The sequence below is a fragment of the Rhodoferax sp. U2-2l genome, from assembly GCF_020594515.1.
Classification (GTDB): domain Bacteria; phylum Pseudomonadota; class Gammaproteobacteria; order Burkholderiales; family Burkholderiaceae_C; genus Rhodoferax.
This window is the reverse complement of sequence record NZ_JAJCTH010000022.1, coordinates 1-18,823: the sequence shown is the minus strand read 5'-3', so window position 1 is coordinate 18,823 and position 18,823 is coordinate 1. Positions and strand designations below refer to the sequence as shown.

21 protein-coding genes are annotated in these 18,823 nt (G+C 58.6%); 18 read left to right on the top strand and 3 right to left on the bottom strand.

Features of this window, described 5'->3' with window-relative positions:
- The first annotated feature begins 567 nt into the window (after nt 1–567).
- From LHU53_RS17785 to LHU53_RS17755, 7 genes are all read left to right on the top strand, one after another.
- Entirely contained in the window at nt 568–1,188 is a 621-nt protein-coding gene (locus LHU53_RS17785) for a flavin reductase family protein (RefSeq protein WP_227334132.1), read from the top strand.
- Between the two features lie 691 nt (nt 1,189–1,879).
- Nucleotides 1,880–2,296 (top strand): YccF domain-containing protein, encoded by a 417-nt coding sequence (locus LHU53_RS17780; protein WP_255632092.1) that lies wholly within the window; start codon nt 1,880–1,882, stop codon nt 2,294–2,296.
- Between the two features lie 180 nt (nt 2,297–2,476).
- Nucleotides 2,477–3,043 (top strand): cysteine hydrolase family protein, encoded by a 567-nt coding sequence (locus LHU53_RS17775; RefSeq protein WP_227334131.1) that lies wholly within the window; start codon nt 2,477–2,479, stop codon nt 3,041–3,043.
- Nucleotides 3,044–3,055: 12 nt separating this feature from the next.
- The gene (locus tag LHU53_RS17770; RefSeq protein ID WP_227334130.1) at nt 3,056–3,325 is read left to right on the top strand and encodes a DUF1272 domain-containing protein; all 270 of its coding nucleotides are present in this window, start codon (nt 3,056–3,058) and stop codon (nt 3,323–3,325) included.
- Nucleotides 3,322–4,233, top strand: coding sequence for an EamA family transporter (locus LHU53_RS17765; RefSeq protein ID WP_227334129.1), 912 nt, complete (start codon nt 3,322–3,324; stop codon nt 4,231–4,233). The genes LHU53_RS17770 and LHU53_RS17765 overlap by 4 nt, the downstream gene beginning before the upstream one ends.
- Entirely contained in the window at nt 4,218–5,201 is a 984-nt protein-coding gene (locus LHU53_RS17760) for a GlxA family transcriptional regulator (RefSeq protein ID WP_227334128.1), read from the top strand. Before LHU53_RS17765 ends, LHU53_RS17760 begins: the two co-directional genes overlap by 16 nt.
- Before the next feature lie 49 nt (nt 5,202–5,250).
- On the top strand, nt 5,251–5,721 hold the full coding sequence (locus LHU53_RS17755; RefSeq protein WP_227334127.1) for an OsmC family protein: 471 nt from the start codon (nt 5,251–5,253) through the stop codon (nt 5,719–5,721).
- Between the two features lie 148 nt (nt 5,722–5,869).
- Here the strand turns inward: LHU53_RS17755 and LHU53_RS17750 are convergent, their stop codons facing one another.
- Nucleotides 5,870–6,178 carry a cupin domain-containing protein gene (locus LHU53_RS17750; protein WP_227334126.1) on the bottom strand — a complete coding sequence of 103 codons (309 nt, stop codon included), beginning with the start codon at nt 6,176–6,178 and terminating at the stop codon, nt 5,870–5,872.
- A 108-nt stretch (nt 6,179–6,286) separates the two neighbouring features.
- On the opposite strand from LHU53_RS17750, the gene LHU53_RS17745 reads away from it, so the two are divergent.
- A complete protein-coding gene (locus LHU53_RS17745; protein WP_227334125.1) occupies nt 6,287–6,949 on the top strand; it encodes a hypothetical protein in 663 nt (220 codons plus the stop codon).
- Between the two features lie 53 nt (nt 6,950–7,002).
- Nucleotides 7,003–8,109: a low specificity L-threonine aldolase gene (locus LHU53_RS17740; RefSeq protein ID WP_227334124.1), complete on the top strand. Its 1,107-nt coding sequence runs from the start codon at nt 7,003–7,005 to the stop codon at nt 8,107–8,109.
- Between the two features lie 55 nt (nt 8,110–8,164).
- Here LHU53_RS17740 and LHU53_RS17735 read toward each other — a convergent pair whose 3' ends face one another.
- Nucleotides 8,165–9,139 carry a YcjF family protein gene (locus LHU53_RS17735; RefSeq protein ID WP_227334123.1) on the bottom strand — a complete coding sequence of 325 codons (975 nt, stop codon included), beginning with the start codon at nt 9,137–9,139 and terminating at the stop codon, nt 8,165–8,167.
- Nucleotides 9,140–9,441: 302 nt separating this feature from the next.
- Between LHU53_RS17735 and LHU53_RS17730 the strand changes: the two genes are divergently transcribed.
- From LHU53_RS17730 to LHU53_RS17690, 9 genes are all read left to right on the top strand, one after another.
- Nucleotides 9,442–10,455, top strand: coding sequence for a sulfate ABC transporter substrate-binding protein (locus LHU53_RS17730; RefSeq protein ID WP_370632344.1), 1,014 nt, complete (start codon nt 9,442–9,444; stop codon nt 10,453–10,455).
- 53 nt (nt 10,456–10,508) lie between these two features.
- A complete protein-coding gene (ssuE, locus tag LHU53_RS17725; RefSeq protein WP_227334122.1) occupies nt 10,509–11,099 on the top strand; it encodes an NADPH-dependent FMN reductase in 591 nt (196 codons plus the stop codon).
- 116 nt (nt 11,100–11,215) lie between these two features.
- Nucleotides 11,216–12,178: a sulfonate ABC transporter substrate-binding protein gene (locus tag LHU53_RS17720; protein WP_227334121.1), complete on the top strand. Its 963-nt coding sequence runs from the start codon at nt 11,216–11,218 to the stop codon at nt 12,176–12,178.
- A 17-nt stretch (nt 12,179–12,195) separates the two neighbouring features.
- Nucleotides 12,196–13,068, top strand: a complete 873-nt coding sequence (ssuC, locus tag LHU53_RS17715) for an aliphatic sulfonate ABC transporter permease SsuC (RefSeq protein ID WP_227334120.1) — start codon at nt 12,196–12,198, stop codon at nt 13,066–13,068.
- Between the two features lie 58 nt (nt 13,069–13,126).
- Complete coding sequence (locus LHU53_RS17710; protein WP_227334119.1) at nt 13,127–14,023, top strand: ATP-binding cassette domain-containing protein; 897 nt, start codon at nt 13,127–13,129, stop codon at nt 14,021–14,023.
- A gap of 59 nt (nt 14,024–14,082) precedes the next feature.
- Nucleotides 14,083–14,298 (top strand): molybdopterin-binding protein, encoded by a 216-nt coding sequence (locus LHU53_RS17705; protein ID WP_227334118.1) that lies wholly within the window; start codon nt 14,083–14,085, stop codon nt 14,296–14,298.
- 40 nt (nt 14,299–14,338) lie between these two features.
- The gene (locus tag LHU53_RS17700; RefSeq protein ID WP_227334117.1) at nt 14,339–15,685 is read left to right on the top strand and encodes an LLM class flavin-dependent oxidoreductase; all 1,347 of its coding nucleotides are present in this window, start codon (nt 14,339–14,341) and stop codon (nt 15,683–15,685) included.
- A 188-nt stretch (nt 15,686–15,873) separates the two neighbouring features.
- On the top strand, nt 15,874–16,173 hold the full coding sequence (locus LHU53_RS17695) for a helix-turn-helix domain-containing protein (protein ID WP_227334116.1): 300 nt from the start codon (nt 15,874–15,876) through the stop codon (nt 16,171–16,173).
- Nucleotides 16,174–16,202: 29 nt separating this feature from the next.
- The gene (locus LHU53_RS17690; RefSeq protein WP_227334115.1) at nt 16,203–17,561 is read left to right on the top strand and encodes a type II toxin-antitoxin system HipA family toxin; all 1,359 of its coding nucleotides are present in this window, start codon (nt 16,203–16,205) and stop codon (nt 17,559–17,561) included.
- Nucleotides 17,562–17,633: 72 nt separating this feature from the next.
- On the opposite strand, the gene LHU53_RS17685 is transcribed toward LHU53_RS17690, so the two are convergent.
- Nucleotides 17,634–18,359 carry a hypothetical protein gene (locus LHU53_RS17685; RefSeq protein ID WP_227334114.1) on the bottom strand — a complete coding sequence of 242 codons (726 nt, stop codon included), beginning with the start codon at nt 18,357–18,359 and terminating at the stop codon, nt 17,634–17,636.
- Between the last annotated feature and the right edge of the window lie 464 nt (nt 18,360–18,823).

Below are 18,823 nucleotides of genomic sequence, written 5' to 3'. Positions count from 1 at the left end.
TTATAGACCATTGGGTGGGGTGACTGCGGACATAGCGAGGTTAGCTTTCATCAATCACGTTCGTATGTGGCTACTTCCTTGAGTCTTGGCTCCCTCTTCGGACCAGTTGCTATCGGTCGCCAGTGGCCGGTATGGAGCATCTGAAATTTGCCTATACAAGATGCCAGGACCCTGACTGTTGTCAGCAACTGCATAGTGCCCATAATGGGCAGCCACCGCGTGAAGAAGCAGTCATTCGAATTGGTGCATTGGAATCGTTAAGCCGACACACAAAGTCCTGGGGCTATTTTGCCGACTGTGTGGCTCTAGTGCAGCGGAAGTGGGTCTACAGAAACTCAAATTTCCCGGCTGATACCTGACACTCGACATGAACCAAGAAAACAGGCAGATCGGGGATATTCACCCTGACTTTTTTGGCCCACTCCGGTCTTTAGATAGGACAGTGCGGGATACCGCACCTCCATGCACTCTATTCGTCTGCTTGGGCAGCAGCCATCCATGGTCGAATCGGCTTGGTTGCTTTTTGCCGGGCTCAGTTCATCAATTCTTCTTCAATGAGCGGGACGTATGTCTGACACTTTTCACTTTTATGAACCCCGTCACGGTCATGGTCTGGCCCATGATCCGTTCAATGCCATCGTTGGGCCACGACCGATTGGCTGGATGTCGACGCGCAGCACAGCCGGGGTTACCAACTTGGCGCCCTACAGTTTTTTCAACGCCTTCAACTACACGCCGCCGATCATCGGATTTGCCAGTGTCGGTTACAAGGACAGCTTGTGCAATATCGAAGACACCGGGGAGTTTGTCTGGAATCTGGTGACGCGCCAATTGGCCGAGGCCATGAACCAGACCAGTGCCAATGTGCCGTCTGAGACCAGCGAGTTTGAGCTGGCCCAATTGACGCCTGTAGCGTCACGCCTGGTTGGTGCGCCTCGCGTGCAGGAGAGCCCAGTGTCTTTTGAATGTCGACGCACCCAAATCATTCAATTGCAAACGGCCACCGGTGAGGCTGTGCCGACCTGGCTGGTGCTGGGTGAGGTGGTGGCGGTGCATATTGACCGAAGGCTGCTCAAGGACGGGATCTACGACACGGCGGCGGCAGAGCATGTGCTACGCGGTGGTGGGGCGGCAGATTACTTCACGATTGGCGCGGAGCAGTTGTTTCGGATGGTGCGACCGGGGTGAAGTGTCAACGTCGCTGAAACTGACCGTCGGTGTCACTGATTGGGCGCAATGGTCTCAGTCTTTTTGCCCTTGGCAGTCAAAGTCAGTAACAGGGAATTACAGCGCGTCGACCGCAAATCACTCTTGATAAAACATGTTGTCAACAGTGACTGCGGGCAGTGTCACGCCGCGCATCACCTGTGGGCGTCAGTGTCAAGGGTGGTCGGAGTGTTCATCAGAAATGTGCCCCCGAAAGAAGCCGATCATCAAGCAGCGTAGTTTTTGCACTGCCACAAAGCCATGCCAAACCGCGTGTGAGTACCGAATCCGAGAGTTAAAGACAACGAAGACGACGGCTACCGTGTAGGCCATCGTCGCCAGCGACCAGCCACATCACACCTGGAGTGGCGGTGTGCGCTCCAGCTAGTGAGCAGCGACAACGACCACCAGCCATCCCATGGCCAGGTACAGCCCCGGGGGCAACCAGGGTTGATTCAGCCGGTTCGGGACTTTCAGAGTGATGCGCATGGCTGAGGCTTTTGGCGCTACCTCACCCAGGGGGTGTGGTCAATGGGGCATGGGAAACATGGTCTATGGCTGACAGGGTCCCCGACATGGCGGGGGATTGTCAGGGTGGGACTTGATGACGTCAGCCGTTGTCTCAATGGGCCGTTATGCTTATCCAATCAATTCAGACGACGCGGGAGCTGAAATGGGTGTCATCGGCAATATTCTGTGGTTCATTTTTGGTGGTTTTGTGATGGGCCTGGGCTGGTGGCTGGCGGGCCTGCTGGCAGCCATCACCATCGTCGGCATTCCCTGGGCCAAGGCCTGTTTCGTCATGGGTCAATTTGCCTTTTTGCCGTTCGGCAAAGAGGCCATCAGTCGCAAGGCCTTGACCAGCAAAGACGATATCGGCACCGGCGCCCTGGGCTTGATTGGCAACATCATCTGGTTTGTCTTTGCAGGTATTTGGCTGGCCATCGGGCATTTGGGTTCAGCGCTTTTGTGCTTCATCACCATCATTGGCATTCCCTTTGGCATCCAGCATCTGAAACTGGCCATCATCGCCCTGGCGCCCATTGGCCAGACCATCGTGAACAAGGAAGTCGCCGCACGCGCCAGGTAGGTAGAGGTTGCTTGCCTTGGTCAGATGACCTCAGGTTACCCTCACCGTGAACTCGGTTGAGACAAGTTGGCGCCGTTTGGATATTTGGCGGATTTTGTCCCATGTTTGTCCGTCTCAGGTCTTACCCGTTATGTGGCGTTTGGGTAGGATGAGTCATCATCACCTAACGTCTTTCAAAAAATGTCCTCTGCACAAACTTCCAAGTCAGCGCTCATCATCATTGATGTGCAGCAGTCCTTCACCCAGATGCCTTTCTGGACTACTGATGATGTGTCAGCCTTTCAAAGCGCCTTGCTGAAACTGGAGCAGGGTTGTCGGGCGCGACAGGTTCCGGTGGTGCACATCTTTCATTGCGGAACCTCGGGCGCCTTTGCGCCGGCGTCCGGTTTCGTCCAGCCCTTGGCCTGGCTGCCTGGCGAGCCGGCGGTCCGTTTTGACAAACACACCCACAATGCCTTCACCGATACCGGTCTGGACCTTTGGTTGCGGCGCCGCGGTATCCAAAAACTCATCATCACCGGCATCCGCACCGAACAGTGCTGCGAAACCACCGCCCGCGTGGGGTCCGACTTGGGCTACAACGTCGATTTTGTGACCGAGGCCACCCTGACTTTCCCGATGACCCATGCGGGCAGTGGCGTCACTTTCTCGGCCCAAGACATCAAGACCCATACCGAACTGGTCCTGCAAGACCGTTTTGCACGCATTGTGGATGTGCAGACCTGCCTGACTGACTTGATGGCGTAGAGGAGGGCGACCATGCTGCAATTGCGTCCGAACTGTGAATGTTGCAATACAGACCTGCCACCTGCAGCATTGAACGCCCGTATTTGTTCATTCGAATGCACGTTCTGTTCGGCTTGTGCTGATGGGCCGTTAAGGGGCATTTGTCCCAACTGCGGTGGCGAGCTGGTCCGCCGCCCGGTTCGTCCTGCCAATAAGTTGGCCAACAGCCCGGCCTCCACAGAGCGTGTGTTCCAGCCGCATGGTTGCTCCCAATCAGTGATGACTGCACAGGCCGCTTCATGAAATCTCCGATGACCTTGCCCGCGAAACATCTGGCATTGGCCTTGGTGGTCATCCTGGTCTGGGGCGTCAACTTTGCGGTCATCAAAGTTGGCTTGGTTGGGGTGCCCCCCTTGCTGTTGGCGGGCCTGCGTTTTGTGCTGGCGGCCTTCCCGGCCTTGTTGTTCCTCAAGCCTCCCAAGGTGCCATTGCGACTTTATGTGGCCTTTGGACTCACCATGTCCGTGGGTCAATTTGCCTTTCTATTCACCGCCATCCATGTGGGCATGCCGTCGGGTCTGGCCTCCCTGGTGTTGCAGTCGCAGTCGTTTTTCACACTGGCATTAACAGCGCTGTGGTTCAAGGAGAAATGGCACGCCAACCAGCTGGTAGGACTGTTGCTGGCCGCTGGTGGTCTCCTGTTGATTGGCAGTGCCCATGGGGCCAGCATGCCGCTCATGGGTTTCCTGCTGACCGTGGCCGCTGCCGTGATGTGGGCCTGTGGCAACCTGGTCAGCCGTGCAGTGGGCCGCCACGGGCCGATGAACCAACTGGCTTTTGTGGTCTGGGCCAGCCTGGTACCGCCGATACCGTTGTTTGCCCTGTCCGCCGTTTTGGAAGGGCCACAGGCAATGACGTTGGCGTGGCAGAACTTTGGACTGTCCAACCTGGCAGCACTGGCCTACATCGCCTGGGCGGCCACCTTGTTTGGCTACTCGGTGTGGAATTTCCTGATGTCACGTTACCCGGTGAACCGCATCGCGCCGTTCACCCTGCTGGTCCCGCTGGTGGGCCTGAGCACCGGCTGGCTGGTGTTTGGTGAAACCCTCAAACCGGTTCACTTTCTGGGAGGCGCGTTGTTGATGTTGGGTCTGGTGGTCAATCTGTTTGGCGCTTCCTTGATGCGACGACTGAAATGGAAACCCGCCTGACGCTTTCCATTTGGCTGGTGGTGACACCCAATGTGCTGCTGCTGGACTATGCCGGTCCGGCGGAGGCGCTGCGCATGGCCAGGGACATGGGGGCCAACTTCAGCTTGCATACCTGCTCCCCACAGACGTCTGTAGCAACCACGCTGGATGTCGGCCTGTCCGGGCTGGAGCCACTGCCTGAGAAGTTGCCCCGAAACAGCTTGCTCATCGTGGTGGGAAATGGCAAGGAGGAAGTCGACCATCAAAGCGCTGCTGCCCATGCTGTCGTGCTGTGGCTCAAACAGGTGCCGCTGGCCGATACACGGCTGGCCAGCATTTGCTCTGGTGCCTTGCTGCTGGCCAAAGCCGGTTGCCTGGTCGGCCACCGATGCACCACCCATCACAGCTTGCTCGATGCGCTCAGAGCAGCTGAACCAGCCGCCGAGGTGGAGATGGACCGCATCTATGTTGACGACGGGCGAACCTTGACCAGTGCCGGGATTTCCACAGGGATTGACCTGGCACTGCACATCATCGAGCAATACGCCGGGGCCGAGTTGGCGGCCCGGGTGGCGCGGCGGCTGGTCATTTACCAACGTCGTGGACCCAATGACCCGCAGCTTTCCCCATGGCTGGCCTGGCGCAACCATATGCACCCTGCGGTCCACCGGGCCCAGGATGCGGTTGCCCGAGACCCGGCCAAAACCTGGACTTTGGAGGAGTTGGCGGCACAGGCCTGTGTGAGTGCCCGGCATTTGAGCCGCTTGTTTGCAGTGCACGCTGGTATCAGCATCGTGGCCTACCAGCAGCAACTGCGCATTGCCTTAGCCAGAGATTTACTGAAAAAAGCGCCTGAATTGTCTGTAGAACGGGTGTCTGAACAGTGTGGCTTTGGCTCCACCCGTGACTTTCGACGGGTCTGGCAGCGTTACGCTGAGGGCACGCCGGGACAGGTTCGAGTCCAGGCACAGCGCCAAACAGGACCCTGACGAGCCTGCGTGCGCCCTGATGGTTGACGGCGTCAATAAGGAGAATGACATGGCCCAATATGTTGCTGACATCCTATGGCTGCGCGGTGAGCAGGATTTTTTGAGCAACCGTTACAGCAGGCGGCATGTGATGCGCTTTGACGGCGGGGTGGAGGTTCCAGGCTCATCGTCGCCACACGTTGTGCCCATTCCCATGTCTGACCCATGCGCCGTCGACCCGGAGGAGGCTTTTGTGGCATCCCTCTCAAGCTGTCACATGCTGTGGTTTCTGTCCATTGCCGCCAAACGACGGTTTTGTGTTGAGCGCTACGCCGATTCAGCGGTGGGCACCATGGCGAGAAACGAAGCTGGAAAAATGGCCATGACGCTGGTGACCTTGCGCCCGGACGTGACGTTTTCTGGTGCGATGCAGCCGACACGGGCGCAAATCGACCAAATGCATCATGAGGCGCATGAAGAATGTTTCATCGCCAACTCGGTGAAAACGGAAGTTCGCTGCGAGCCGAGGTACGGAGATTGACGAGCGCTCTCCAGCCACAGTCAGCGTCACCGCCATGTTGCCTCGTGTCGGATTCGAGGACGTGCAAACCATCTGGGCCTGGTTGACGAGACCCAGGATGTTGTTTATCGTGACCGACTGTGAGGTCAAAAACGTTGGCTACCAACCATCACGGATGCAGGTGGACCGCAAGCCAGACGGCACCATCAGACACCTGTTTCACACTGTGCGGTGTGTTGGCTGGCAGAAAAACGTAGTCTCCCGCCCTGAGTGATTCGGTCTTGCCGTCAATTTCTATTTCCGCCGTCCCTTGGAGCAGCAGAACCCACTCGTCTTGAGTCTGGACGTAGCGGTTCGGCGGTATGGCTGACGAACTGGCAATGCGCTCGATCACCAGGTTCCTGCAGCGAAGCAGCGTGTCAAAGCGCTCACCGGTGGTCGGAGGATTTGCGTTGTCGTAAATATTCTGGATGGACACTGGGTTTCTCGGCGTGATGAAACGGTGGGAGGACTGTCATTATTGGAATAGCATTCGACAGTGACCATATCACTGCCATTCAACATCACCAAGTAGGAAGCACACCGCATGCAAACATTGTTCGAAGCTGCCAATCACATTGCTCAGGAAATTGAGCGTACCCGCCAGCATCTGATCAATCTGGAGCAGGCGCTTGAAGGCCTGAAGCCTCTGATTACCGTTGATGCGGCGACTACCACGGTGACCTACACCCTCGCATCCCAGGCGCAGCCTGTCGAAGACCTCTCGGTGGTCAATGCCACGGTCAAGACCAAGAGAAAGGCCAAGTCCAAGCCAATCGCAGAAGTCAAACCTGAAGAAACCAAGGCGGCCAAGACCAAAGTACCCAAAGTCAAGGCAAACAAAGCCAGGGCAGTTGAGGCCATGGTTGATGCCGTATCGGTTCCGGTCAAGTTGCCAGCCACCGGTGCCGAGTTGTGGCTCAAGTGCCTGGGTCGCAAGAAATTTACGGTTGCCCAGCTGGCTGACGCCGCTTTGAAGAAGCTGAAATTGGACGACTCCGCCCGAGAAGTCATCACAACGCGCGCCAAAGCCTGGACCTACATCACCACCAAAAAGGGGGCCCTGGTTGTGGCGGGCACACGTGATGGGTCCAAGTTGTACCAACTGGCGTCGGCCGATGACGCAACCCCGGTTCCGAGCGTTCCAGTTGTGGCGCCTTTGGAAGCTGTCGAGGATGCGCCTGTGGCTCCAGTCAGCGCTGAAGCTTGAACCCAACAAACTGGCCACCTGGGCCACACCGATACCCGTGAGCCAATGAACCCATGACAACCTCCATCCAGAACGCCGATGGCGCACCAGCGGCAGCCACAGGCAGGCAGCAGTTTGCCAGCGACAACTATGCCGGTGCCTGCCCCCAGGCCCTGCACTGGTTGTGCGAAGCCAATGCCAGCGGGCACGAACCGGCCTACGGTGATGACCGCTGGACCCAGCGCGCCACCGACATGTTGCGTCAACTCTTCGAGATCGAATGCGACGTGTACTTCGTCTTCAACGGCACCGCCGCCAATTCGTTGGCCCTGGCGTCGCTGTGCCAGAGTTACCACTCGGTGATCTGCAGCCCGGTGGCGCACATCGAAACCGATGAGTGTGGTGGCCCGGAGTTTTTCTCCAATGGCTCCAAGCTGTTGGTGGCCGAAAACGAGTCACCAGCAGCCCAGTTGGGCAAGCTCACGCCCGAGGCGATCACCAGCCTGGTCACCAAACGCAGCGACATCCATTACCCGCGTCCCAAGGTTGTGTCGATCACCCAAGCCACAGAAATGGGCACGGTTTACAGCGTCGATGAGGTGCACGCCATTTCACGGGTGGCCAAAGAACACCAGTTGCGGGTGCACATGGACGGCGCGCGTTTTGCCAACGCGGTGGCCCATCTGGGGTGTTCACCGGCTGACATCACCTGGCGGGCTGGTGTCGATGTCTTGTGTTTTGGTGGCACAAAAAACGGCTTGCCGGTGGGTGAGGCGGTGGTGTTTTTCGACCACAAACTGTCCGAAGACTTTGCCTGGCGCGTCAAACAAGCGGGTCAGTTGGCCTCCAAGATGCGTTTCATCTCTGCCCCCTGGGTCGGCTTGCTGGAACACGAGGTGTGGTTGCACAACGCCCGCCATGCCAATGCCATGGCGCAGAAGCTGTACGCCGGGTTGCGGGCGATTCCCGGCATCACCACCTTGCACCCGCCCCAGGCCAACGGGGTGTTTGCGCATCTGCCGCCGACTGCGGTGTTGGCCATGCACGCCAAGGGTTGGAAGTTTTACCAGTTCATTGCCGGTGGCGGATGCCGGTTCATGTGTGCGTGGGACACAACGGAGGCATCGGTGGAGGCCTTGTTGGCCGACTTGCGCGCAGTCATGGGCGCTTCGATCGGTTGAGCGCGTAGCAACCCGGTCGTGGGCCACATCGACGTCGACGCCTCTTCAACAGGTGTCAGCGCCCTTTGACCAGCGACATGATTTGCCCCATGTCCAGGCTGCTGGCCTTCTGGCGAATTTGCGGCAGGTAGTGCGCCTGCATGTCTTTGGCCGGTTGGATCAGGCTCTGGAAAGTTTCCTGCAGCAGCGCCGTGCTCATTTGCCGCCCACCGGCGTAATACCGTTTGGCCACGTGCCCGAGGGCATAGGTGGTGGCAAACGAGAACGCCACGCTGGCGGTGGCCTTGCCCAGGGACTTGCCCATGCCACCAGCGAGTTGGCCCAACAGCCCGCCCAGCAGTTTGCGGCCAAACTGCTCCAGGTACTGCGAGGTCAAACCCACACCCAGGGTGGCCAAAAAGTCGCGGATATGGCCCTGGTCCAACTCAAAGCCATGGGCCTTGCCGATGCTGTACACCATCTTGATCTGCAGGGGAACGATGCCCATCGACGCCCACGATTGGGGTAACAGCTCCAGCGCGCCGTTCAGAATAGCGTAATTCAGGATGGAGCGGTCCAGCTCCGCCTGATCGGGCCCTGCGACGCCTGGCACGGCGGGTGCAGCCGGTGCCAGGGCAACGGTGTTGGTACTTTGGGGTGCGGCGGCGTCCGCCAGATCGGCCATGGCTTGGCCTTGTTGGTTCAGTGGCCTGGTCACGCCGGCATCCAGGCGCAACACCTGTGCCAAATTCTGTAAAAAGGCCGCCTCGGGCCCGGTGGTGTGGCCGTCGGCGTCACACACGCACACCGCCGTCTCAAAGGCCAGTTGCCGCTGGGACAAATCCGTCAACGTGGCGGCAACGGCTGCCACGTTGACCTGCTTGAGCAGCACCTGACCGTACAGGCCAGCCAGGTGAAGGTCAGTGGCCTGGTCGCCCAGGGTGTCGACCAAGCGGCGGATTTGCTCGCGTTCGCGCTCGTCATGGTGATCGTCAGCAAATGCAGCCAGCAGGGCAATGGTGAGTACGGCGTGTTGTTGTTCAGGGTTCATCGTGATTGAGGGGGTGAATGGACGTGAACATGATTGTGACGGCACTGATGGTCAAAGCATCTCAAAGGCCTTTTGGGAAAAGCGGGGCAGCAGGACGCAGCAGGTGAACGCTGGACGTGTCTAAACGCTGCGATGGCGGCATTCACGCATGGACAATTTCTGAATGCATTGAATCCGCATGAATGAATTTGTAATAAGGAAATGATTATTCAGTCGTTCCAGTTTGAACGCGCGTCTCCCAGAATCCGTTTTATTGCACAGACGCAATGACTTCAGAGGACTCCACCGTGAAAACAACGCTCATACTTTCCCGCCGTATTTTTGGTTTGGCCGTCGCTGCCCTGCTGGCGGCAGGCAGCCTGGCCGCCCAAGCGCAGCCCGCCCCGGTTACGCTGCTCAACGTCTCTTACGACCCAACGCGTGAACTCTATGTCGAGTTCAACGCCGCCTTTGCCAAGTACTGGAAGGCCAAGACCGGCCAGGACGTGACCATCAAACAGTCCCACGGTGGTTCGGGCAAACAGGCACGTTCCATCATTGACGGCCTGGATGCCGATGTGGCGACCCTGGCGCTGGCCGGTGACACCGATGCGCTGGCCAAACATGGTGGCTGGCTGGCGGCAGACTGGCAGAAGAAGTTGCCCCACAACTCGTCGCCCTACACATCGACCATCGTGCTGGCCGTGCGCCAGGGCAACCCCAAAGGCATCAAGGATTGGGACGATCTGATCAAACCCGGTATCAGCGTGATCACGCCCAACCCCAAAACATCGGGCGGCGCCCGCTGGAACTACCTGGCCGCCTGGGAGTTTGCCAAACGCAAATACGGCGGTGACGCCAAGGCCAAGGAATTTGTCGCCAAGTTATTTGCCAATGTGCCGATTCTGGACACCGGCGCCCGTGGCTCCACCATCACCTTTGCCCAGCGCGCCCAGGGCGATGTGCTGATTGCCTGGGAAAACGAAGCCTACCTGCTGGAAAAAGAGTTTGGCGCCAAGTTTGACATCGTGGCACCCAGCTTGAGCATCCTGGCCGAGCCTGCCGTGGCGGTGGTTGACAAAAACGTGGACAAGAAGGGCACCCGTGCCGTGGCGCAGGCTTATCTGGAGTACCTGTACACCGAAGAGGGCCAGGACATCGCCGGCAAGAATTTCTACCGCCCGGCCGTGTCAGAAAAAGCCAAGGCCAAGTACGCCCACCAGTTCGCCAAACTCAACCTGTTCACGATTGACCAGGCCTTTGGTGGCTGGGCCAAGGCGGACAAGGAACACTTTGCCGATGGCGGCAGTTTCGATCAGATTTACACCAAGAAGTAAGCGACCCGTCGCCCGCCTGTACGCTGCCTCACACCAAAGTCCCAGGAAACGCCATGTCTGTTTTATTGATTGCCGGTAGTCCCACAGAGCGCTCGCGTTCGGCGGCGTTGCTGGACGCCGTTGCACAACGTCTGCAGTTTCGCGGTGTACAAAGCGAGAAACTGTTGATCCGCGACCTGTCGCCCCAGGCATTGATCCTGGCCGATTTTGGCCACCCCACCATCAGCCACGCGATTGGTCGCGTCGCCCACGCCGATGTGGTGGTGATTGCCACCCCGGTTTACAAAGCAGCGTACAGCGGGGTACTCAAAGTGTTCCTGGACCTACTGCCACAGACCGGATTACAGGGTAAAACCGTTTTGCCACTGGCAACCGGGGGCAGTCCCAACCACATGTTGGCACTGGACTATGCGCTGCGGCCAGTCTTGCAGTCACTGGGGGCCAAGCAGATCCTGCCCGGCATTTATGCCACCGACGCACAGGTGGCTGTCACCGAGTCTGGTGCGTATGAGGTGAATGCCGACATCGGCTTGCGGCTGGACGAGGCGGTCGACACCCTGATTCGCGAAGTGTTGCCCGCTGCCAAGTTACACACCAAACGTTTTGCACCGGTGCACTTCTCGCAAGTGCGATGTAGCGTGTAAACGCCCCAGCGCTCAGCCCACATCGGGCTGAGCCGTCCCAAGAAGCCTCACTTTTTTTGACCGCTGGTTGGCGGTCAGGGGCAGCTTTTGCCCCAACTTTGTCAAAGGAATTCACCATGTCCACACCACATCATGTTTCGCGTCGCCAACTGCTGGCCGCTGGCCTGGCAAGCGCCGCTTTGGGCAGCAGCGCTCTGGCCTTGGCACAACAAGCCAAGCGCACCCTGCGCATTGGTTACCAAAAAGGCTGGTTGTCCATCCTCAAAGGTCGAGGCACGCTGGAAAGAGAACTCGCGCCCCTGGGCGTGAACGTCACCTGGACCGAATTCAACGCCGGGCCGGTGCAGCTTGAGGCGCTCAACGTGGGCGCCATCGACTTTGGCGACGTGGGTGAAGCACCGCCCATTTTTGCCCAAGCTGCTGGCGCGCCGCTGGTTTATGCCGGGGTCACCGTGCCACGCCCACAGCTCGAAGCCGTCATCGTGCCCAAGGACTCACCGATCAAGACCGTGGCCGACCTCAAAGGCAAGAAGATTGCCTACAACAAGGGCTCCAACGTGCAGTATTTCCTGGTCAAGCTGCTCGAAAAGCACGGCCTCAAATACGGCGATGTGCAGTCCATCTTTTTGCCGCCGCCCGATGCGCGCGCCGCCTTTCAGAAGGGCGCGGTGGACGCCTGGATCATCTGGGACCCGTTCCTGGCTTCGGCCCAGAAAACGCTGGAGGCACAGATCCTGGCCAATGCCCAAGGCGTGGTCAACAACCGGGCTTACTACTTCACCTCGCGCGACTTCGCCACCCAAAACCCCGACGTGCTGAAAATCGCCATCCGCCAGGTCAACTCCGTCGATACCTGGGCTGCCAAGAACAAGGCTGCGGCCTCCAAAGAACTGTCGCAAGTGCTGGGGCTGGACGTGGGCATCACCGACCTCTACCTGAGCCGCGCTGAATTTGGCACCACCGCAGTGACCAGCGCCATCTTGGCTGAGCAGCAGGCCATTGCCGACACATTTTTCGAGCTGAAACTCATCCCGAAAAAGCTCAAGCTGCTGCACGCCGCACCGGTGGATCTGGGCTGAACCCGCAGGAGCGTCTCATGACCTTCGCTCAAACCGAATTGTCCCCAAACCCCATGGGTGTGCACACTGACCAAGGCTGGGCTGGCCGGACGCAAGCTCTCCCCTGGCCCAAAGTGGCCAGTGCCCTGAAGAACGTCTGGCAACGCTTGCTGCCCTGGCTGGTGCCGGTGGTGCTGATCACGCTGTGGCAAATCGCCTCCAGTCTCGGCTGGCTTTCCACCCGCGTGTTGCCTGCGCCGCTGGAGGTGCTCACCGCGTTCTGGACACTCTCTGCATCGGGTGAACTCTGGACCCATGTGCGGGTGAGTGCCGGGCGTGCCCTGACCGGGCTGGCGGTGGGGGGTGGCCTGGGGCTACTGCTGGGTCTGCTGACCGGCTCATCACGCCTGGCCGAAACGCTGCTGGATTCGACCATTCAGATGGTGCGCAACATCCCGGCATTGGCGCTGATTCCGCTGGTGATTTTGTGGTTTGGCATTGACGAGACGGCCAAGCTGTTTTTGATCGCAGTGTCCGTCTTCTTCCCAATCTACCTCAACACCTTTCATGGCATCCGTGGTGTGGACCCTGGCCTGATCGAGATGGGCCGCACCTACGGCCTGAGCCGCTGGCAGCTCTACACCCAGATTGTGTTGCCGGGTGCGCTGTCGAGCATTCTGGTGGGGCTGCGCTTTTCGCTCGGGCTGATGTGGGTGATTCTGATCGTGGCGGAGACCATCTCGGCGCAGGCTGGTATTGGTTACCTGACCATGAATGCGCGGGAGTTTTTGCAGACCGACATCGTGCTGGTGGGCATCCTGCTCTACGCCGCTTTGGGCAAGCTGGCCGACGTGTTTGCCAAGGGGCTGGAGCGCTACTGGCTGCGCTGGCACCCAGGTTACCAGGCGTGACAAATAACTATCACTTCAATAGCTACTCGCTCTTTTTGAATAAGGGCTAGAGGCCAATATGACCCATACTTCTCTACAACAAGACCGTCCGACCATTCAGGCAGCGTTTGTCGAAACCCCCGCTGGTGCGGCAAACCCCCCAGTGCGCCGTGGCGAACCGTTGGTATTACAAGGCTTGAGCAAACGTTTTGGTGAGCGCGAGGTGCTGCGCAACACGCAGTTGCGTGTGGAGCCGGGCCAGTTCATTGCCATCGTTGGGCGCAGCGGCTGCGGCAAAAGCACACTGTTGCGGCTGGTGGCCGGACTGGAGACCGCGAGCTCTGGGCACATCCACATCAACGACCAGCCGCTGGACGGTTTGTCGGATGACACCCGCATCATGTTTCAAGACGCACGCCTGCTGCCCTGGAAACGCGTGATCGACAACGTGGCGCTGGGCCTGCCCAAAGAGCGGCGGGGTGACGCGCTCAAGGTGCTGGAACAGGTTGGCCTGGCGGACCGCGCCACCGACTGGCCCGCACGCCTGTCCGGCGGCCAGCGCCAGCGCGTGTCCCTGGCCCGCGCCCTGGTGCACAACCCGCGCCTGCTGTTGCTGGACGAGCCACTGGGCGCACTCGATGCCCTGACACGTATCGAGATGCACCGCCTGATTGAAGACCTGTGGCAGGCCAGCGGCTTCACTGCTTTGCTGGTGACACACGACGTGCAAGAAGCCGTGGCCTTGGCCGACCGGGTGATCCTGATCGAAGACGGGCGCATTGCGCTCGATGAGGTCATCCATCTGCCACGCCCACGCTCACAGGGGGATGCAACTTTTGCCGCATTGGAAAAACGCATTCTGGACCGCGTGTTGCAAAAACCCGCCGCGCCCGAGCGTGAGTCCTTCACCCACCCCAATGACGGTGAGCCGCTTTGGCCTGGCGTGCCTGCACATGGTGTGCGCTGGGCCGTCTAGAAACATGGCCCCCACGCTTGTCACTTCAATTTTCTAACGGACTTTTTTAGGAGAACCCCATGTCCATTCAAGCCATCAACGTCCGCAACCAATTCCGCGGCAAGGTCAAAGAAATCATCCTCGGCGACGTGGTGTCAGAGATTGATGTCGAAACCCCCTGGGGCATCGTCACCTCGGTCATTACCACGCGCTCGGTCAAAGACCTGGATTTGCAGGTTGGCTCCGAGGTGGTGGCACTGGTCAAGTCGACCGAAGTGTCGATTGCCAAGCTCTGAAACCTGACCCGCCCAACCCACTCTTAAAAGGCCATTCACCATGAGCAAAAAACTCAGACTCGGCGCCTTCCTGCCCGGTGCCGGACAACACCTGGCCGCCTGGCGGCACCCGGATGCAGCATCAGACACCGTGTTTGACTTTGAACACTACAAACGGCTGGCGCAGACTGCCGAGCGCGGTCTGTTTGACGCCTACTTTTTGGCCGATGGCCTGTCGATCAACTTTGGCGGGGACGACGCAGGCAGGCGTGACCGCAGCACCTACTTTGAGCCGGTGACGCTGTTCTCAGCCCTGTCCACCGTCACCAAGCACATCGGCTTTATTGCCACCGCCTCCACCAGCTACGAAGACCCCTACCTGCTGGCGCGCAAGTTCGCCTCGCTGGACCACCTGAGCGCTGGCCGCGCTGGCTGGAACGTGGTCACCTCCACCGACGATGCCACCGCGCGCAACTTCAGCCGCCCACAGCAAGCCGCAGCCGCTGAGCGTTACGACCGGGCCGAAGAGTTTGTCGATGTGGTCACCGAGCTGTGGGACAGCTGGGAGGACGACGCCTTCACCCGTGACAAGGCCAGCGGCCAGTTTTTTGACCCGGCCAAGTTGCACCCGCCACACCACAAAGGCAAACACTTCCAGGTGGACGGTGCGTTGAACGTCTCACGCCCGCCGCAAGGCTACCCGGTGATCGTGCAAGCCGGCCAGTCCGAACCCGGCCTGAATCTGGCCGCACGCACGGCTGAGGTGGTGTTCACCGCCCAGCAGAGTCTGGAAGACGCACAAGCCTTCTACCGCGACCTGAAAGGCCGTCTGTCCAAGTTTGGCCGCACCGCAGACCAGCTCAAGATCATGCCGGGTGTCTCGGTGTACGTGGCACCCACCGAGGCCGAGGCGCAAGCCAAACTGCAGCAACTCAACGATCTGATCCACCCCCAAGCCGGGTTGGCCTTGCTGGCCGGGCTATCCGGTGGCGTGGACTTGTCAGCTTACCCGCTGGACGGCCCGTTCCCCGAGCTGCCCAAAACTGTGGGCTGGGTCAGCCGCCAGCAGATGATGGTGGACATTGCACGCAAACACGGCTTCAGCATCCGCCAGCTCTACCAGTGGGTAGCCACCGCACGCGGCCATTGGACGATTGTGGGCACGCCGGCGCAGGTGGTGGACCAGTTGCAGGCGTGGTTTGAAAACGAAGCGGCCGACGGCTTCAACATCTTGCCGCCCGTGCTGCCCGGCAGCCTGGATGACTTTGTGGACCTGGTCATCCCCGAACTGCAACGCCGGGGACTGTTTCGCACCGAGTACGAAGGCAAGACGCTGCGTGAGAACCTGGGCTTGGCGCGGCCAGAGAATCGGCATGCGGTGCGCGAGCGGGAGCGCAAGGTGGCTTGAGGGGTCAGACAAGCCCATGGGACACGTTGCCCCTGCTTGATCTGGTTGGCGAGGGCTTCGTGGGTAGTTTTATGAGTTACACATCATATTCATCAAGAATTTTGCCAATTTATGATATGAAACGCATATTTTGGATTGACTGAAAATGCGTTTGAGATCAAACTCTTTGGCATCTAGGAAACTTTATGATGCCAAACGCAAACTCATTGCTCACACTCCAGGATGCAGGTGAACGCTGCCAGCAGCTGCGCAAAGCCGCGGGCAAAACCCAATTCGAAGTCGCCGCAGCTGCCGGGCTGCGGCAGGAAACACTTTCCCGCTTTGAGCGAGGCCGCGCAAGCGATCTGTCCTCCACCAAACTCTTGCGGCTGCTGGAGGTGTTGGGCATGCAGATGGCGTTTGTTCCCGCCACCCGGCGGCCCAACTTGAACGAGTTGCTCAAAGAACGCCGTCAGAGCACATCTACTGTGAACAGTGGCCAAGCATGATCAACAGCGCTGCCCTCAACGCATCGCCCATGACCGTAGGCCAGTCCGGGTTGAACGTCTTTGTCAACGGCAAGCACGTTGCGGTGCTGCAAAGCCCGTCAGGCTTTGAGCACTATCTGACCTACCTCAACGGCACCCGTCCAGAGGATTTTGTGTCGCTGCTTATGCCAGTGCAGTCTCCTAGTTGGGAGTGGCCCAGCCTGCATCCCTTCTTTCAGGTGAGCCTGCCCGAGGGCTTTTTGCTGTCCGTCTTAAAAGAGCAACTGGGGCCGCATTTGGGTGCCAGCCCGATTGATCTGCTGTCTGTGGTCGGCCACAACATGATTGGCCGTGTGCAGGTCAGCGCTGGCAACTGTCCTCACCCACAGTTAGCTGCCAATGAGCTTGACGGCCTTTTGCATGGCAACGCCTCCCGCGAAGTGTTCATGGGCCTGATGAGCCAATACGCCGCCTCTGGCGTGTCTGGTGTGGTCCCCAAATTTCTGACCCCCGAAACGCAAGCGCTGTTTCGCAAAGGCACGGTTTCTACCGAGCGGCACATCGTCAAAGCCAGCTCGGACAAACAACCGTTCATTGGCCTCAACGAGCATCTGTGCATGACAGCCGCCAGAGCCACCGGATTTGCCGTGGCCCAAACGGTGGTCTCAGACGACGGCCAAATCTTGGTGGTAGAACGCTTTGACATCGATCCCGTCAGCGGCCAGCGGCTGGGGTTTGAAGATTTTTGCAGCCTGCTCGGACTGAACGCGGATCAAAAATACAACGCCACCTGGGAACGCACAGCCCGCCTGGTGCGTGACTTCGTTCCTGCAACGGGCTTGCGTGCATCCTACGAGCAGTTGGCTGTGACGCTGCTGCTGACTTACGCACTGGGCAACGCCGATTGCCATACCAAGAACCTGGCGTTTTTGTATTCCGGCTATGACGACGTGCGTGTGGCCCCCATCTACGACATGCTGACGATCCTGGCCTACGACAGCTACGCTGACAACCCACCGGGCATGTACATCGACGGGCGCAAGAGCTGGGACAACATGAAGCCGGTCTGGCGACTGCTGCAAGTTTTTCTGGGCATCGATCCACCCCGCCAGCGTGAACTCATCGACAGGGTCAGCACGGCGGTGGCATCCACCATTGCTGAGGTCATCCAGCACATGAAGCACACCCCCGGTTTCGACCCGATTGGCGCACGCATGCTGTGGCACTGGAATGAGGGGCTGAACCGCCTGAACCAGCGCATCAGCATGCCGGTGCCTGACATCAAGGCACTGACCACAGAGGCGGGAGTCGCAGAACCCTCGCCACCGCAAAAGTTTGCTGCGCCCAGGTATGGCGAGTCGCCGTTGTTGGCGGCCAAGCGCAGGGCAAAGCCAGTGCGGCCATCTTGACTCTGCTTGTTTGTCGCGGCCACTCAATCGCCATACAGCTCGCACACCCATTTCAGCGTGGTTGGTTACTCGCTACGTTTTAATCCGCGAACCTATCAATGATTGGAATAGAAGTAGGATTTCAACCTTAGTGCGAGATCCTCCAATCATGGAGAGAAGTGTGTCAAAGCGCATTGTCAACTTTTCACCATTGCGAGGGTTAAGCAATACAAATCTTCGCCACTCATCGCCTCGCCCTTCAACGGAAGCCGAATAGCTCAGTAACCAATACATCGCCACCTGACGGTAGTCGGCGGAGGAAAAGCGCTTCGCCGTGCATTTAACCTCGATTAGGGTGTCTCCAAGTGCGAAGTCACCATGGCCACTAGACACCCACTCGAGGCCAGGGATTGAAGGGCGAACTACGATTGGATCTCCTTGCGCTTTACTCATTGCGAAGAGCGTGTCTGATAGGTTTTTTCCGACTGTCTCCGCAATTGTTTTGTCATGAAGCTCAAGGTTTTTAGGAAGCTTGGCGTCAAAATATGCACGCTGACGATTGAGAGTCTCGGTAAAGCAATATTCCCAGTCTATGGACGTCGCACCTTGAAGGAGTTGTTCCCCGACGGTGTAGGCCAATTCAAATAGCATTGCCTTCTGAAGTTTGGAGCTTTGCAGCAGCCAAGGCGGTATCCGCTTAATTGGTACTGGCGCTATTTGAGTATTGATATGTGCAACGGTGCCTGTTGTCAGTTGTGGAAATACTTCATCGAGCATTCCTGGAATGTCACGCGCTACGGTCCTGGGGTCAGGCTGCATCAGAGAGCTCCTTCGCCCACTCCATGAATACAGCAGGAAAGCGCGGTTCGTCTCCACGCAAATGCTTGCTCAGCTTTGACTTATCCTTCACCTCATCTAATGGAACCTCGACACCCAGTTCCCAACTGGTAGCGGCAGCTCGTTTTGACTGCAGCCGGGCCTTGTCTCCCTCATCTCCAAATGAATAGGAGAACAACCAAAAGAGTCGCTGGCATTCCACAGTCATCTGCGGCCATCGATTCCTCAAAAAGTTGAAGACTGCTCGGTCCTTCCATCCTCGCCAGCAGTCTATGCACGCTCTTCGTACGGTGTCGAGTTGTGTCCCATCAAAGGTGGATCGTAAGCGTCCAGCCGTGCCACCTTGACGGCGCGTCCTGAATCAGTCGCCGTTTATTTCGTCGACGATTTCATCATCGGCGTAGAACTTCCCAATGGCTTTGTCGAGTCTCTTGAGTAACGCGTTC

Excerpts from the sequence above, each read along its gene's own strand:
- LHU53_RS17770 (WP_227334130.1), top strand. The coding sequence starts at position 3,056 with ATGCTGCAATTGCGTCCGAACTGTGAATGTTGCAATACAGACCTGCCA.
- LHU53_RS17690 (WP_227334115.1), top strand. The coding sequence starts at position 16,203 with ATGACCGTAGGCCAGTCCGGGTTGAACGTCTTTGTCAACGGCAAGCAC.
- LHU53_RS17745 (WP_227334125.1), top strand. The coding sequence starts at position 6,287 with ATGCAAACATTGTTCGAAGCTGCCAATCACATTGCTCAGGAAATTGAG.
- LHU53_RS17775 (WP_227334131.1), top strand. The coding sequence starts at position 2,477 with ATGTCCTCTGCACAAACTTCCAAGTCAGCGCTCATCATCATTGATGTG.
- LHU53_RS17785 (WP_227334132.1), top strand. The coding sequence starts at position 568 with ATGTCTGACACTTTTCACTTTTATGAACCCCGTCACGGTCATGGTCTG.
- LHU53_RS17700 (WP_227334117.1), top strand. The coding sequence starts at position 14,339 with ATGAGCAAAAAACTCAGACTCGGCGCCTTCCTGCCCGGTGCCGGACAA.
- ssuC (WP_227334120.1), top strand. The coding sequence starts at position 12,196 with ATGACCTTCGCTCAAACCGAATTGTCCCCAAACCCCATGGGTGTGCAC.
- LHU53_RS17765 (WP_227334129.1), top strand. The coding sequence starts at position 3,322 with ATGAAATCTCCGATGACCTTGCCCGCGAAACATCTGGCATTGGCCTTG.
- LHU53_RS17720 (WP_227334121.1), top strand. The coding sequence starts at position 11,216 with ATGTCCACACCACATCATGTTTCGCGTCGCCAACTGCTGGCCGCTGGC.
- LHU53_RS17755 (WP_227334127.1), top strand. The coding sequence starts at position 5,251 with ATGGCCCAATATGTTGCTGACATCCTATGGCTGCGCGGTGAGCAGGAT.
- LHU53_RS17705 (WP_227334118.1), top strand. The coding sequence starts at position 14,083 with ATGTCCATTCAAGCCATCAACGTCCGCAACCAATTCCGCGGCAAGGTC.
- ssuE (WP_227334122.1), top strand. The coding sequence starts at position 10,509 with ATGTCTGTTTTATTGATTGCCGGTAGTCCCACAGAGCGCTCGCGTTCG.
- LHU53_RS17695 (WP_227334116.1), top strand. The coding sequence starts at position 15,874 with ATGCCAAACGCAAACTCATTGCTCACACTCCAGGATGCAGGTGAACGC.
- LHU53_RS17710 (WP_227334119.1), top strand. The coding sequence starts at position 13,127 with ATGACCCATACTTCTCTACAACAAGACCGTCCGACCATTCAGGCAGCG.
- LHU53_RS17780 (WP_255632092.1), top strand. The coding sequence starts at position 1,880 with ATGGGTGTCATCGGCAATATTCTGTGGTTCATTTTTGGTGGTTTTGTG.
- LHU53_RS17685 (WP_227334114.1), bottom strand. The coding sequence starts at position 18,359 with ATGCAGCCTGACCCCAGGACCGTAGCGCGTGACATTCCAGGAATGCTC.
- LHU53_RS17740 (WP_227334124.1), top strand. The coding sequence starts at position 7,003 with ATGACAACCTCCATCCAGAACGCCGATGGCGCACCAGCGGCAGCCACA.
- LHU53_RS17735 (WP_227334123.1), bottom strand. The coding sequence starts at position 9,139 with ATGAACCCTGAACAACAACACGCCGTACTCACCATTGCCCTGCTGGCT.
- LHU53_RS17760 (WP_227334128.1), top strand. The coding sequence starts at position 4,218 with ATGGAAACCCGCCTGACGCTTTCCATTTGGCTGGTGGTGACACCCAAT.